The organism is Pseudomonas abyssi (assembly GCF_002307495.1).
GTDB classification, from domain to species: domain Bacteria; phylum Pseudomonadota; class Gammaproteobacteria; order Pseudomonadales; family Pseudomonadaceae; genus Halopseudomonas; species Halopseudomonas abyssi.
The window spans coordinates 114396-130457 of the sequence record NZ_NTMR01000017.1 but is presented as its reverse complement, the minus strand read 5'-3'; the positions used below and the strand labels follow the sequence as shown (position 1 = coordinate 130457).

Annotated in this window: 7 protein-coding genes and 2 pseudogenes; 4 read left to right on the top strand and 5 right to left on the bottom strand. The window is 51.5% G+C overall.

Translation table 11 applies throughout. The annotated features are described in order from the left end of the window. Positions 1–2: 2 nt before the first annotated feature. The 4 genes and pseudogenes from CNQ84_RS13840 to CNQ84_RS13825 all read left to right on the top strand — a co-directional run. Positions 3–2741, top strand: a pseudogene (locus tag CNQ84_RS13840) (conjugative transfer ATPase); the annotation flags it as partial. Positions 2742–3359: 618 nt separating this feature from the next. Further along, positions 3360–3496: pseudogene (locus CNQ84_RS21135) on the top strand (transposase); the annotation flags it as partial. Between the two features lie 374 nt (positions 3497–3870). Further along, complete coding sequence (locus CNQ84_RS13830) at positions 3871–6210, top strand: sensor histidine kinase (protein WP_217350103.1); 2340 nt, start codon at positions 3871–3873, stop codon at positions 6208–6210. Between the two features lie 2 nt (positions 6211–6212). Continuing rightward, positions 6213–8072, top strand: coding sequence for a hypothetical protein (locus CNQ84_RS13825; protein ID WP_096005434.1), 1860 nt, complete (start codon positions 6213–6215; stop codon positions 8070–8072). A gap of 379 nt (positions 8073–8451) precedes the next feature. On the opposite strand, the gene CNQ84_RS13820 is transcribed toward CNQ84_RS13825, so the two are convergent. From CNQ84_RS13820 to CNQ84_RS13800, 5 genes are all read right to left on the bottom strand, one after another. Then, complete coding sequence (locus tag CNQ84_RS13820) at positions 8452–9294, bottom strand: phosphoadenosine phosphosulfate reductase domain-containing protein (RefSeq protein WP_036989909.1); 843 nt, start codon at positions 9292–9294, stop codon at positions 8452–8454. After that, entirely contained in the window at positions 9287–12193 is a 2907-nt protein-coding gene (locus CNQ84_RS13815) for an ATP-binding protein (protein WP_245841403.1), read from the bottom strand. Before CNQ84_RS13815 ends, CNQ84_RS13820 begins: the two co-directional genes overlap by 8 nt. A gap of 421 nt (positions 12194–12614) precedes the next feature. Beyond that, positions 12615–13535, bottom strand: a complete 921-nt coding sequence (locus tag CNQ84_RS13810) for a DUF4007 family protein (protein WP_096005432.1) — start codon at positions 13533–13535, stop codon at positions 12615–12617. 679 nt (positions 13536–14214) lie between these two features. Further along, positions 14215–14964, bottom strand: coding sequence for a hypothetical protein (locus CNQ84_RS13805; RefSeq protein ID WP_217350102.1), 750 nt, complete (start codon positions 14962–14964; stop codon positions 14215–14217). Beyond that, the gene (locus tag CNQ84_RS13800; RefSeq protein ID WP_096005431.1) at positions 14964–16022 is read right to left on the bottom strand and encodes a ComEC/Rec2 family competence protein; all 1059 of its coding nucleotides are present in this window, start codon (positions 16020–16022) and stop codon (positions 14964–14966) included. The genes CNQ84_RS13805 and CNQ84_RS13800 overlap by 1 nt, the downstream gene beginning before the upstream one ends. Positions 16023–16062: the final 40 nt, after the last annotated feature.

Here is a 16062-nt window from a genome sequence, read left to right as displayed (position 1 = left end):
ACGACAACCGTCCGGCCACCTTGGCGGATGAGCAAGCGCTATACGACAGCGCACCGTCTTTTGTGTCCTTGTTGCCTTGGGTCGAATACCTGCCGCAACCGCAGTGCATGCTGCTGGAGGATGGCGTCTCGGTCGCGGCTTTCTTCGAGCTCACCCCGTTGGGTACCGAGGGGCGGGAACCCGCCTGGCTGGCGCAGGCCCGTGATGCACTGGAAAATGCCCTGCAGGACTCATTCGATGAATTAGACCAGAACCCTTGGGTCGTCCAGCTATATGCTCAGGACGAGCCCAATTTCGATCAGTATCTGCACACCCTGCGCGACTACGTTCAGCCGCGAGCCAAGGGAGCCGTATTCACCGAGCAGTATTTGAGGAGCGTCGAGCACCATCTGCGGGCCGTATCGCGGCCCGGTGGCCTGTTCGAGGACACCACCGTCACCCGCCTGCGCTGGCGCGGGCAGACTCGGCGTGTACGCATGGTGGTCTACCGCCGAACGGCCCATCAAGCAACCCGCCGCGGCCAGACAGCGGAGCAGGCCCTGAACACCGCCTGTGACAGATTACTGGGCGGCCTGGCCAATGCCGGTATTCAGACATCTCGTCTGGGTGCCGCGCAGATTCACGACTGGTTGCTGCGCTGGTTCAATCCCCACCCTTCATTGCTGGGCCCGGATGCCGAAGACCGTGAGCGCTTCTACTGCCTGGCCGCCTACCCGGAAACCTCCGAAGCTGATGACATCGAACTCGCCAGCGGCACGGATTTCTCGCAGCGGTTGTTCTTTGGCCAGCCGCGCTCTGACGCTGAGCGGGGGCTATGGTATTTCGATAGCCGCCCGCACCGGGTCATGGTCACCGACCGCCTGCGCACGCCACCGACCGCTGGCCATCTGACCGGCGAAACACGCAGAGGCGACGCCGTTAACACCGTATTCGACCAGATGCCCTTGGGCACGGTGATGTGCCTGACGCTGGTAGCCACTCCCCAGGATGTGCTTGAAGCGCACCTCAACCACCTGGCAAAGAAAGCCGTTGGCGAAACCCTGGCATCGGAACAGGCGCTGGAGGATGTACAGCAGGCACGCTCGCTGATTGGCAGCAGCCACAAACTGTACCGTGGTGCGCTGGCGTTCTACTTGTCTGGGGGCGACGAGTCGGACCTGGATCAGCGCGGCTTGCAACTGGCCAACGTCATGCTCAACGCTGGTCTGCAGCCCGTGCGAGAGGAGGACGAAGTCGCGCCGCTCAACAGCTACCTGCGCTGGCTACCCTGCGTCTACAACCCGGACGCTGATCGCAAACGGTGGTACACGCAACTGATGTTTGCCCAGCATGCCGCCAATCTGGCGCCGGTATGGGGGCGCAGTCAGGGGACCGGGCGGCCGGGCATCACCTTCTTCAACCGTGGGGGAGGGCTGATCACCTTTGATCCGTTCAATCGCCTGGACCGGCAGATGAACGCGCATTTGTTTCTGTTCGGCCCGACAGGGTCAGGCAAGTCGGCCACTCTCAACAATATCCTCGGCCAGGTCGCCGCTATCTATCGACCGCGCATATTCATTGTCGAAGCAGGTAACTCCTTCGGGTTGTTTGGCGACTTCGCCAAGCAATTGGGACTGACGGTCAACCGCGTCAAGCTGTCACCCGGATCCGGCGTTAGCCTTGCGCCATTTGCCGACGCCCGCCGACTGATTGAATCACCCAGTGACGTACAGACACTGGATGCGGATGCGCTGGATGAGGATCAACCCGCACAGAATGATGCCGCTGAGATGGACGAACAACGGGATGTGCTGGGCGAGCTGGAGATTACCGCACGGCTGATGATCACCGGTGGGGAGGACAAGGAAGAAGCGCGCATGACCCGCGCCGACCGCAGCCTTATCCGCCAGTGCATCCTTGATGCCGCGCAGTTCTGCCACGGCGAGCAACGCACAGTGTTGACCCGCGACGTGCGCGACGCACTGCGAGCGCGAGGCCGTGACTCAACACTGCCTGAAACCCGGCGCACCCGGCTGCTGGAGATGGCCGATGCAATGGACATGTTCTGCCAAGGTACCGATGGCGAAATGTTTGATCGCGACGGTACGCCATGGCCAGAAGCCGATATCACCATTGTCGATCTGGCCACCTATGCCCGAGAGGGCTACAACGCCCAACTGTCAATCGCCTACGTTTCCCTCATCAACACGGTCAACAATATCGCTGAGCGTGACCAGTACCTGGGCAGGCCCATCCTCAACGTGACGGATGAAGGACACATCATCACCAGAAACCCACTGCTATCGCCCTATGTGGTGAAAATCACCAAAATGTGGCGCAAGCTCGGTGCCTGGTTCTGGCTGGCCACGCAGAACATCGACGACCTGCCGACATCCGCAGAAACCATGCTCAACATGATTGAGTGGTGGATCTGCCTATCCATGCCCCCTGACGAGGTGGAAAAGATTGCCCGGTTTCGTGAGCTGAACCCCGCGCAGAAAGCCCTGATGCTGTCCGCTCGCAAGGAGGCCGGCAAGTTCACTGAAGGCGTCATTCTGTCCAAAAGCATGGAGGTGCTGTTTCGTGCCGTGCCGCCGAGTCTGTTTCTAGCGCTCGCTCAAACTGAACCGGAGGAGAAGGCCGAGCGCTATGAACTCATGAAACAGCACGGGATCAGCGAGCTGGAGGCTGCGGTTAAAATAGCTAAAAAAATCGACCAGCTTCGAGGGTTTGATGCGTATGGGGACCGCCCCAGAAGGTGAGAGTCATGTTCGCTTGGGATAGCTGGCTGAAGTGGCGTAATGTTATTGTCTGCTTAGGAGAAAGAACAGTGATGCCTTTCGAATAAGCCCTTCGCATTGCGACTGGCAACTACCAGCCGATAGCGTTGCGAGACTCAGAAACAGAGTGGTCATCCAGCGAACTGCGGAAGCAAGCCGTGGAATGATTCGGTCGGCGGCGACAAAAAAGTGTTCTGGTACGAAGCCGGGCGGCTTTCACTGAGAACGGCCAAGAGCAGTCAAGCAATACCAGATATACCGCTGGATTAATCTTGCCTTGAGGGCGCTTCATTGGTGGGGGAATCGGATGACCGGGGCGTTCCGTGAGTATCTCGTGCCCTGATCTGAGTAGACGCGCCCAAGCTTCAAGGGGCATCCTGCTAAATACTGCTTAACCTTCCGCTTCTGGCCAATTTGCTGAAAAGTAACGGTCTCTCCATGCCGTTGATTATTCTGTCAGCGCGCGTGGGGGGCAACCGTATGATGGGACGGCTACCGGGAGAGCGGCAGCGCCTCCTACGCAGCATCGATCATTGCATGGGCCCCAGCGATTACGCGCTTACTTGGTGGGTTTCTATAGTCTTATCAGGCGCCCCTCATTACTGCTATGGCATCCGCTCTGAACTGCGATTGTGCGAAGAGGCGCACCTAAACCTGACCTATCGATGGTTCTGCCGATTGAGCTGGGAAGACGAGGTACACAGTCACTTGGGCTTCTCGAATGTCGTCACGGCCGTTGTGATCAGCAGGTTGTTCAATGAGATGCCGGGCGCTACATGGCAGACGGACTGCTAGAAGGCTTCGCTGTGGAGACTAGGATCCTAGCCATCAACGCGGTGCGGCGGGCAAAAAATCCAAATGCAGATCAGCGGGCCTCACGTGTCAAACAAGGGGCATTGAGAACTTGCAATCACCATGGCATCATCACGTAAGTGCTAGGGTTGAATCGATCAATGAGATGCCATCTATGTTGATGTCCCAACGGCGTAGCTCCTGACTTGGGAAAGTTGCTATAACTTAAGACGGCGCACATCAAAAATTACTTAAGGACTGAGATAAAGTGGCAATTTTTTCGGTAGCAGCTAGAACATTAATACATCTCGGGGCGGAGTTGATTACTTCTGACGAGGTGGCCATCAATGAGCTCATCAAAAATGCCTTTGATGCAGAGTCACCAAGAGTGAAAATTGATATTCATATCCCGGTCTCCCACTCAATAATTGATGAAAGCATCCAGAAAATCGATCAAGCTAGAAGTGCGGCTGAATTAGGAACTACGATTTCAGAGGTAAGAGAAGATATTAATGCAATTATAAACCTTGGGCAATCTTCGAAAGCACAAAGACTACTGTCGGAATTAGTTCCGGGGCTGACAAGAGATCGAGCGAAGAAAGTACTTGAGTCGCTCAATTGGATTTCAATCGAAGATACAGGCTGCGGAATGGATGCGGAAACATTGGAGTCTGTATTTCTGGCTATTGGAACAACGTCAAGATTGCAGACTCACACTTCTGACGATCTCGGCCGGAAAATTTTAGGTAATAAAGGTATCGGTCGCCTGGCGATGATGCGTCTCGGAGACTGTGCGAATGTCACATCCTGGACAAAAGATAGTCAAGCCCATGAGATACAATTTGACTGGAGATTGTTTGATGATCCCACTAAAGAAATTAATGATATAACTCTCGATATAAAACAAACAAAGATTCCCCTCTCGGCGCCATCAGGAACGGTAATTACAATCTCTGCTTTAAAAAGCCACTGGACTGAAGAAAAGGTTAGAAGCAAGCTGGTAAGTGATTTTCTTCGCCGCTTACAAAACCCGTTTAGTAAGCTTGAAGATCGAGACCCAAGCGAAGAGAAGAAGTCGGAAAAACAGAAAAAACCATCAGGATTTCCTATTGATGTCCATATCAACGGGGGTGCTCGCATTCCTATCGAGGGAATGAAAAAAGTGCTTACCGACCTTGTTCAAGCAGACATTGAGCTCCAGTTCGATCCTGATGGGGTTAAAGGGAGCGCTCCCGGTATCTTACGGACGACCCTCATCGATTACCAACGAGGAAATGAACCGGAGGTAACGATAAGGACGGTAGAAGAGTTAACACATTCGTTGATGACAACAATGGATGCTCTAAGAAAAATCGGACCTATTAAGGCTACGATTCGATGGTTTAATCGTGATCGACTTCGACAGCAAGCAACTTTACATGGTAACTGGAAGGCTGCGAAAGCAGAGCTCGACTTATGGAGCGGGGGAATTGCAATATATCGAGATGGTTTTCGCGTTGGGTTTTCAGGGCAGTCCACTGGCGAGGACTGGCTGGGATTAGATAGCTCAGCGCTAAAGCGTGGAGGCTTTGCGGTAAACCGTATTCAAACGGTAGGTGCTCTGGAAATTTCCAGAGCAGAAAATCCCTGTTTGATAGATCGCTCAAATCGTGAAGGATTGATAGAGTCTCCTGAGGCAAACCTCGTCCGAGAAATGCTAACCAAATTTGCAATAGATGAGCTTAGACGCTACATAGGGCATGAAGGGCAAGAGGAGAAAAAGGCTAAGCTTGATGACATTGTGGAAAGTGCTCCGGCCACAATAAGAGCAAGAGTGCTACAAGCTGAGCAAGGCTTAACGGAAATTCGTTCCAAAGTTTCGGTAGACGTGCAGGGATCAGTACAGTCAATTGCCAATCACCTCCATTTTATAAAGAACGAAGTCACTCGTTTCGAAGAGGCGAGCAAATTAGCTAGTGAACGTAGGGAGGATATTCTTGAACTGGCTGGGGTTGGCACAGTTATGTCAGGGGTGTTACATGAGCTGACTAGAACAACAGGTCATACTCGACAATTGATGAATAAGCTTTCTAAAGATGAGTCACCGCAAACAAAAGCACTACTTGGAAAACTAGACGCGGAAATTAAAGCCATCAACACTCGGCTACGCCAACTGGATCCACTGACCCCCTCTGGAAGACATCGAAAAGAAGTCTTTGATCTTGCCGCATTGCTAAACACTATAGTTGAAGGTTATGCGGCCCGATTTGAACGCCACAAAGTCAAGTGTGAACTCTTTATCTCCGGTGAAAGCGAACTTCGACCAGTTGAAATTAAGATGGTTCGTGGCTTCGTGAGTCTAGCAATTGAGAACCTGATAACAAATTCCATTTACTGGGTTCAACAGGGTGCTAAACCTGGGAGGACCGAACGGCGGATATCGATTGAGCTTGACCCCGAATCAAGAACTTTGACTATAAGAGATAATGGTCCGGGGATCTCACCCGCCGACAAAAATAGGATCTTCACGGCTGGCTTTTCACTTCGGCCGCGGGGGCAGGGCCTTGGTCTTTTCATTGCGGCAGAGGTCGCAACTTACCACGAAGCAAAGCTTGTATTGGATTCGCCAGATGATGATGGGCGATTTAGAGGCTTTGTGCTCGAGCTTCCCAAGGAATAGATATGGATCTCAAGAAAACTCTACTTGACGCGAAAATTATTAGGGTTGCAATTATTGATGACGACTTATCTGAGAGTATTCGTACTTCAGACCTCATTACCATCGACGGCGATATTGAAGCATTGCTAGGTGATTTGCATGATCCAGATTATGAGGCCTATGTCAAAGTTTTGACCAATCATGGTTATAACGTAGAAAGTATGCCTGATCTTGCCGTACCGCTTTCTAAAAAAACAATATGTGAGGAATCGCCTGCCCGATTAAGGAACGCTGCAAAAAAAGTGATTGAAAGCCGCCACGGTAATGCGGAGCCTGTAAGGCGTATCAGAGATTTGTTGCTAGATGTGGGTGTGCTTGAGGGGAATATTGATCACTATTCTCTCCCCGAAATTCCAGAGGGTAATCAGTATGACTTAATAATAGTTGACTATTTTTTAGTAGATAACTCTAAAGAGGCGACACTTCCATTTATTGAATATGTCTTGGAAGCACACAAGGACTGTATAAAAGAACCCCTCCAAGTAATATTAATGTCAACGTATGTGCCTCAGCTGCGGGAAGAATTCCTCGATATTCGACCTGAGCTTAAGGTATCCAGCTCAAGGATGAGGCTCATGGGCAAGCCGATGAGCGATGAAGATTTGACCCATTGGAAAACTGCTCTTTATCAATTGGCATCTGACAGACCATTCATTTCTGCAGTCGAAAACTTTGTAAGTGAGGCGTCGAATGGTCTTGTACAGGCAGCACAAGTTCAAGCCAAGAAACTTTGGGGCCTTGACCTTCAGGCCATGGATATACTTCATGAAACGGCAACCTTAGACAATGATGATTTTTGTCGATACGTGGAAGAGTGTCTTAGCCGACATTTGCTTACTGCCCTAGAGTCCTATTCCGGAATCCGTGGTTCGCTTCGTAAGCTTGGTGAAAACTTAATGAACAACCGTAACACTCATGTGATTGCGCCAGTGGCAGAGATAGGCGATTCGCGAGCCGCTATTCGAGGATTAATGAGAAGTATGGAGTGGCGTGGGGATTCAAAAGTTGATCATGATGCTTACCCTGCCGACTCTCCTGCGCTTGACAAGTCAAAATGGTTGAAGAAAAATCTGCGTTTTGGAATGGTTTTACGTTCAAAGGAAGGTAGGGAATGGTTGAACCTTACTCAAGCATGTGATCTCGCTCAAGCGAAAGATGAGGAATGCGACAGCGTGTCGTTGCTCCTTGTCAGAGGGGTTCGCTCACGCCCTTTGAATCTAGAAAAAAGTCAAGCCATGGTCTACCTTAACTCAAGGGTATCTGAAAGCGATACGGATAGTCTGGGATGGAATCTTAAACACATTTTCACGCCATCTATCCAGGAGTTTGCTGAGGATTTTGTAAACGGTTGGGAGCTAATAGGCGAGCTTCGCCTTGATCAGGCGCAGAGCATTGCAGCTACATACAGTTCAAGAGCATCGAGGGTTGGCCTTCAGCGTACTTTCAGTAGCTGGGACTTACATGGTACCGCATTATTAGTGAGCACATTATTGGAGAATGAGCCCACAGCTGTACTCGCAGGCACACCATTGACTGGCCACGCCAGGTCTAGGGGAAGTGCGGATGAGATTCACATTGACGAAGACAGTCTGAGTGCGATGCTTAATGCTTTTCCGGACGCAAATAACGATGAACTTACTCGCGTTTATATGGGAATACAGCTTAAACCCGGTGCGCAGTGTACTGAAAGTACATTGCTTTGTATTTACTGCAAGGAGAAACCGGTCTCAATCCAGGATTTGAGAGACTTCATAAATAAAGAGAAATGGCTGGTCAGAAAAGAAAATGAAAAAAAAGCAATAGTGGCTTTTTGGCATGCATGAATAGTAAGCCAGTATAGCCGGAATATTGCCGCTCTGATACACGCTCAGGCCGCTAATTATTTTTAGAAATCCAAACTTGATCTGGCAATTTCAAAACGAGTGCCAGATCAGATCTAAGCTTCTACAAATTATTGACAAACTATGCTGGGTTGTTTTAATTCCCAGTGCATGATGAATGCGTTGCTCGTTGTAATACTTGAGCCACGCTCTCTACTTTTCTCGCTTCATCCAATGAGTGGGAGTTGAGGCTGCAGGCACGGTTCTTTCATAGCTCGAATGAGAAGTTAGACCATACTATTTTTCTGCGAAGTATAGCGTCAGATGAGTCTCTGTTTCGCTCCGCAGGGTACTTCGCCCGGAGTTGGTTGGCCACCGATGCTTATTTGTGACAAATTAAGCAGGCTCCATTCCCATCATCCTCCCCATAAATATCGTCTATATCGTCGATAGTATGCGTAATTGGGCGCAAAGGGTTGACCGGGATATTAGAGCGCCGCCGCGCGCGACGGATTTCATATTCAGATTTGATTTCCATAATCCGTGCGGGGTGCTCTAGATCAGAAAGGGACTCCCCTTTAGACCAAGTGAATGGAGACCCATGTTCCAGCGCATCCTTCTCAAGGGCTTTCGCTGCTTCATAAGCGTCTGGATGTCTTTCGCGAAGACGAACCCATTCAATTTTTTGCTGGAAGAAGCAGAATGTACAGCCACTCCTGGAGCGCCATTCGTAGTATTTTGGGTAGCCTACGCCTGAGCTCTCTAGGATGTCGATCACTTCTGCTTTGTTGATGCCTGCTTCACGGAACGGCAGCCTGACGTAGAGGTTTTCGGATTTGGACGAATATCCCTCACGATACTCCTCATCCGCGCGGATAGCGACGTAAGATGTTACTTTGTCGCCAGCCGCTAGCCAAGGTTTTACCCACTCTTCAAATGGTTTGAGCTTCAACATGCGAGTGCACCAGCGAACCTGCGGGCTAGGTAAAAAATGATTGTATTGCTGTAGCCAAAAACGGAAGTCGCGACCGGGGTTGAGCCTTACGATAGGTTTGCCCAAATACCCTTCAAGCTTGTCGAGAAACTCTTTGACCTCGGGAAGTTCTTCTCCTGTGTCGGTAAAGAAATAGTCGATATCGAGCTCTGGATGACGATCCCGCATATAGATCGCCAATGCGGCGCTGTCTTTTCCGCCAGAAATACCCAAAACATGTCGCTCAGTCATTGCGTGTTTTCTCATCGGTAAAAGCTAGTTTCATTCCCGCTTTGGCCAGGATTGCCAGCAGTACTTCAGTTTCTAAGTCTTGGGCCTCTAACAGAGTCATGATCTCATTGGACATAATGTCAACCGTTTTTTGGTGACGATCCGAGATTGCAAAGGATCGGGAGATAGTTTTGGTGTCTGAACCTGCGCCGATGACAATAGCAATAGCCTCGCTGTGCGCTCTCCGCCCATGTACAGCCACGAATGCCTCAATCTCGCGGAATCGCCGTGCGAACTTTGTCAGCTCCAAAATTACCGCATCGATATGCCGATCTACCCAGTCGTGGGGTGGCTTATCTGCTGCCAGACTTAATATACCCTCGAGTGAGCCTCTGCTGCCATCAAAGCTGGCTAAGCGTGTTGCAAAGGCGTCGAGTCTTAAGTCACCCGACACGCCCGAAACCGAGCCAGCACGCTCGCGTAACGCTGCGAGATCTACTCTGGTTGCGCCTAGGGCATCGAGCATTTTTTCTTCGACTTCAAAGAGCATTTCCCCGTAAGCGTTTGTGAGCTCTTTGAGTGGTGGCCACAACGATTTAACATAGTTTTCACCGTCAATGGCGTTGAGCAGGGAGGCTAAATCTACAAACAGCACCTTATGCGGGTCGTTAGCTTTTAGCAGTATGTCGCGCACAGCCTTGGCAGTTTCACCTACGCGTTGGGTTCTTCTAGCCCATCCGGGTAGGTTATACACCATCGCTACCAAGCCGCGGGCTACCTCAAGCGGGTCAGATGTGTGCGCTGTTTCGCCGACCTCTGCCAATAGTTTCGAGATACCTACGAGGATATGGCTTTTATCCTCGTCAATAGTCACCCAGCGTAGCGAGAAGCGCTTGGGGTCCTGAAGACATTCGTCTATGTCAAAGTCGGTAAGGCGGGGCAGGAAAACCCCGTCCTTGTAAGTAGCGATATTGCCTTTGTGAGCGAGCATAAACGCGGTGAGGATAATTGGCTGGATACCCTTTTTCATTCCGAATTGAGGTGCGCTCCACCGCTCATAAATCTCGTGCGCATCTACACGGACACTAGTGTCAGAGAAGAGTGCTTGGGCAGCCTCCCACAGAGGTCGAAAGTTGCTGGTATGCCCTTTGCTTGGGGGGGAAAAACGCCAAATACCTGAGGAGTCTTGGCGGTGAAGCTCTGTGCCTCTCAGTAAAGTCTCGTAGAGTCCTCTTTCCGCCGGGAACCCCTCGAAGCCCAGAACCTCTTGCCCTTCGGCGTTGACCATCGCGTGAAGCAATTCACGACGGGCCTTAACGCTATTGCTTGAGATGCTATCCCTGTTAACTAGCTCACTCCATACCCGGGGTGAGTGGCTGAAAAGCTTTTCGGCTAAGTTGGACGCTAAAGGAGATAGTTTTGAGCCACATTCAATAATATGATCCGTGCCATCGTGCCATCCAGTCAGAGCGATTGCAGTATGGAGCTGATCTTCCAGATCAGCTCCAGTAGCGGCTAGGCGTGCGTAGACTTCACGGCGCGCTACGGCGTCGCCGGATAACTCGTGGCGCTCTTTGACCTGTTCAAGAGCCATCAACTCAGACGTGAGCTCAGAGATGCGAGCGTGATTGGCTGGAATGCCTACTATTACGGGCCAAGGGCGTAGCTTCGAGCAAGCTTGAGCTCGCAATTCCGCATCTCGCTGACTCATATCTCTGCTGGGCAGAGCTAAGATGAATACTCCAAACTCGCCCTTGCGGGGCTGAAAGGCGGCGGCGGTCTTTTCAGCCTGATCAACGCTGCATAACGATAGCTCCATCCAGCGCATGGAACCAGTCTCGTGATAGTGCCGCTTCGCAACGACTGGGTGTAATCCCATTAGCTGTGTGAGGCGTGCGTAATCAACGTCAGGCGATGTCATGAGAGCTTGCGTAATGGCCCCATCAATATCGAAATCGCTACCTTCGAATACAGACCAAGCTCCGGTATAGCTTTTATAAATAATAACGTTAAGCGACGACAGTTTTGTCAGTGCGCAGTCGATTTCTTTAGGGGGTATATCGTTGAATAAAGAACTGAGAACTGCAGCATCAGCAGCGAGCCCCGATCCATTACGGAAGAGGTCAATTATAGCAATATTCTTAATCAACGAGAGTTGTAATGTATCACCAGTTTTTGCTTCGGCTCGTTCTACTGCCTCAACTGCCTGTGACCAGCGATGGCCGTCGGGGGAAGCAAGAATTGCGGGTTCAAGGTTAGCCCGTAGATAGTCCCAATAATCGCTCGGGCAATACCAATTCGCCGCATCGGCTGGAGTCGAATCTAGATAAGAGCGAAAACCATATGGCTCCACAGACGATAAAAAACCGAATATGCTGCGCTCGTTCTGACCGAACTGCCTTTTGGAGATCGGTCCGAGTAGTGCGGCCATCGCCGGATGGAGCGGCCAGCATGCAGATAACGCGTTGGAAAACTCTTTTCCGACAGCCGGTCGGCGGGAGCGTATCGCCTCTGCGACCGTATTCGCTGCGACAGATATACGCTTAGGGCTACGCTCCGCTTGGATAGCGCGGCCGATTAGCTCTACCACTTCATCGCTTGCAGCGACGAACGGTAGATCGACATAGCGGCCTTGAATTTTTGCCCAGTCGTCACGTGTCTCGGTCCCTAGGCGAGCAGAGTATTGTGCAAAGGACTGATGCAACACCCCCACAACTATTAGCCGGCCTTCGGAACGAGCGGCGGCCTCTGCTAGTTCCTGAAAGAAATAGACATCATCACCTATGCCTAGCGCAGAAGCTTCCAGGAACTTGCCCATTTCGTCAATTATAACGAGTGCACCGTCGTCCGGCCGAGATTTGGCTTCACTAAGTAGTTCTGCAATGACAGATTGGATGGAATACTGTTCATTATCGGGCACGGTTTTTTCCTGAGCGCGCCTCAGCTCAGTATGGAGCTCAGTGACTACGCTGCCGCGTCGACCCACAACAGGGACGATTAGCCAACCATTGCGGACGGGGAGTGCAGTGTCGAAAGAGGGAGTAGAATCCGACTTTAGAGCTTCCCGAGCTTGTGCTCGCAGACTACTGTCAGGATGCAATGCACTTGCAAGAGTAAGAGCTAAGGAGCTTTTTCCTCCGCCGAAAGGACCCGTCCACGTGAAACAGCGTTGGTTGGTCTCCGAGATATGCCTGCACATACTATCCACTATCGTTGCGGCCGTGGCATGGCAGATGTAACCGCAAAGGGCTGCGGCGCGACCGAGGTCAGCATTTATACGTATAGAGCGTTGGTATTGGCGTGAAATCTGAACGATGTCCGCTAGCAACGGCTGTTTTTCATCAGTCATAAGCGCGCCTAATCATATCTCTTATGTTCTCTTTCTCTAGGTCCTTTCGGTAGACCTGCCTCAAGCCAGCAGAATCTGTCCATTCGAGCTTGCGACCAGTGAAGTCAGATAGGGCGATTAGGCGTTGGGCTATGGATTCTTCGTCTAGCTTGAAAACGCGGCCCGGAGAGCCTTCAGCATAAGCAATTGTTTCAAAAGCTAGAGAGCTTTGGTGTGGAGCTGCACGATTCCAAAAATCAACGAGGGCGTATGCAAAGACTCCGTCGTGAAGCGATGCTTTAGGGCCGCGCCGAAAGGTGTATTGGTTTTTATGAACCTCTTGCAATAGACCTAGCTCGCCCAGAAGCGGTTCGGCTAGATCCTCCGGCGACCCGCCTGCAGCTCGGGGTGCATAGCTGCGAAGACATGTTTCCAGATCTCGTGAGATTGTCGCGCTTGCCAAACGGTGCTTGGGATCCAGCTCCCGCGCATAATTAGCGAGGGGGGCTTCGAGCTCTTGGCGAGTAAAGGTTGGGGCTGTCACGTGGTTGAAGAGCCAATACCATGTGGTGGAGCGAAAGCATTTTCCTGCAAGTTGCCAATGGGCGAGCCAGGCAGTCGAGGGGTTCTCCGCGTAAGGGTCGAGCCCTCCATCTTTGAGGATTTCTTTGACCATGTCCCCTACGCGGAAGCCTTCGTTAGTATCCCGCATTACTCCACACGCTAGAGCCCAATGTCGAATAGAAGCAACCATATTCTTGCCGACGCCAAAAGTTGCAACTGCTGAGGCGTCAGTGAATACAGACTTCAGGATTACACCTTCAGCACCTGATTGGTCGAAGGCTTTTTTTAGCCACATTTGGCGTAGAGGGAAGGTCTCATGCCCCGAGAAGTGAGCACGACCATTCCTATGATGTTTCTTTAATGATGTCATACATGGATCATACCTCCTGACTGGCGAGTATCGCCAGTCAGGCACTAGGTTTTTAGGGAATAGCTATTCAAGATTTGCAGGAAAAAGAGGTTTTGTCAGGTTTTTTTTCTGTTTAATCTAATAGAATCAATTGCCTACACGTTTTTATGTATATTGAAATTGGTTTCGTTCCGGTAGAACGAAACCGCTTCGTGAACGCCATTTTCCCGGTCAGCAATGCCCTATCCACGCGATACCAATGAATTTTTAGCCTATAGCCCCGTTTCGGCATCAAAACTCATGGCAGGAGCCGTATGCGGTCACGCTGTACGAGATTTGTACGGGCTGGTAGGTTTTGATTCCGGTGTCCAAACATCCAGTACCAAGGGGGCTGTGTGGTTGTGGCCAGCTGTCTCGACCTAGCGCTGCCCTGTAGTATCGCAGCGTGTTTTCGAGATGCAACCAGACAGACCAATCCCCACATAGCGAAAACCCGGCACGTGGGCCGGGTTTTCAACGGGGGTGCTAATCCTTGAGCAAGCACTAGTCCTTCAGTAGGTACTAATCCCTTAGTGGTGGGGATCATACACCTCGTTGTATTACACCGCAGTGACATCGAGCCGGGGCGTGCTATGTGGCAGCTGGCTGGCCCAGGAGGCTGCTCCCTACATACCCATCTCCCTGAAACACATACAGCCGCTTACCCAACGGCACCCTTCGGTTGCTCCAGCAAGGCCTCGCAGCTCAGAATGAGTTCCCGTCCATAGGTGCGCGCAGCGTCTTGTACCGATTTTTCGTTTACCGCCACGAGCATGTATGCAGCGTGAGCGGCTGCTACGAGCAAAACGAGTGTTATGTTGTTGCCAAGCGGGGCGGTGATGTCCCAGGAAAGTCGCCATAGAATGAAGGCACAAACAGCTACAACCGTGATGTTGAGACACAGTGCTAGCCTTTTGACGCCCAGCAGGTTACGGCGAAAGCCGTATGTGACGTTCTCACCGAACAGGATCGAGAATCTTTGGGTGTCTCGCGTATTCTGGCGAAGCCAAACACCGCATTGAGCGTAGAAAGCATCTGCTGCACCTTGGTTTGCTCTTTCCTCTTCGGGAGTCGGGGCCTGGATTGTCAGCTTTCCAGCAAGAAACTCCCGATACCTGTCTTTGGAACCGGCATCAATGGTCGGGTCGTTTCGACGAAACAGAGTGATCGATGGTATGCCACCCTGCCGCTCAAAGAGCTTGGGCTCGATTGTACGGCCGCGTGAGCGTGCGATGTCAGCGATGGCATACAGCAGAACAAGGGCTCCTAATGAAGCAACCAAGTTTGAAAGCTGAAGCGTCTTCCATGAGATCAACAGTGCCAGGGCGGCAAGGGCGGGGGCAGCGGCGATAATCGCTGGGAATAGCCTCGCACGAATGGAATAGGCGTCGAAGAACTTGAACACCTCCATCAGATCGTTTCCACCTCACTCTCGAACTTTTCAGGGGTTATTGGTCCGGTATTGGGATGACCAAGCCCCTTGAAATGCGATATCCATCGCGTCCGGGTAACATAGACCTCGTAACCACGCCGGATGAACGCATTTTTGACCTGCGCGCGTGGGTAGTCGTGCTTGTTGGATCCGACCGAGCAAAATGCAGTGCAGCCCACAGTGCCTTGTGGTTTTATGGGACCAAGCCAGGCGTCCAGAACCGTCGGAGTGACGTTGCGCCTGCTCCCGTGGTGTGGAATTTGTACAAACCCAGGCTTCTTCAAACCACATTGATCCGCGTACTCATAAGCTTCGGTCAGGCCGACGGGGCCAACGTCAGCAGTGAGCAGAACGCCGTTGCCGAGGGTAGAGTACTGCACAACACAGCTTTCATTAGACGCTGAGGTCTTGGTGTCATCCGCAAGTGTTTCTATATCCCAGAATTCCAGCACTTTCTTTTTTGCGCTCTCAAGCAAAGAACGCAGGAGGTCATAACTCTGCACATCTTCCGCTTCAGCCGAGTATCTGTCGGGTGTTTTTCCAAAATCCGGGATTGATTCAATGTACCGTTCCCGGGTTGGCGCAAGGACGGTGAACGCCCCAATCCTGTCCCCTTGAAAGACCTCATGGATCACAGTGCCTTGCTGCAGTGCAAGCTCTTCAAGCTTCACCAGATAGGAGTGACGCTGCTTGATGTCATCAATCAAGCCTTGCAGACTGAAATTGCCGTGAAAATGCTCGAGAATTTGTTCGGCATACAGCCACGGCCTGTTCATCCAGAGATGACTGACCTTGAAGTTCTCCATCACACCGATAAGACCACAGGCGTGATCGTTATCAGCGTGTGACAAAACCATGTGATCGATGGGGTAACCAGGGTAGTACTCGTGGAGGTGATCGGTGATGGTTTGAGCTGTTTCAGTGTGGCCGCCATCGATGACATGTAGGTAGCCTCCGTGGCCAGCCTCACCGTAGCGCACGACAATTGCATCACCGGAACCTTCTCCTACGGGTAAAAAATCGATCTCGTAATCCATTTTCTCTACTTCCTTGCACTGCAGTAATGATGATCAGAAT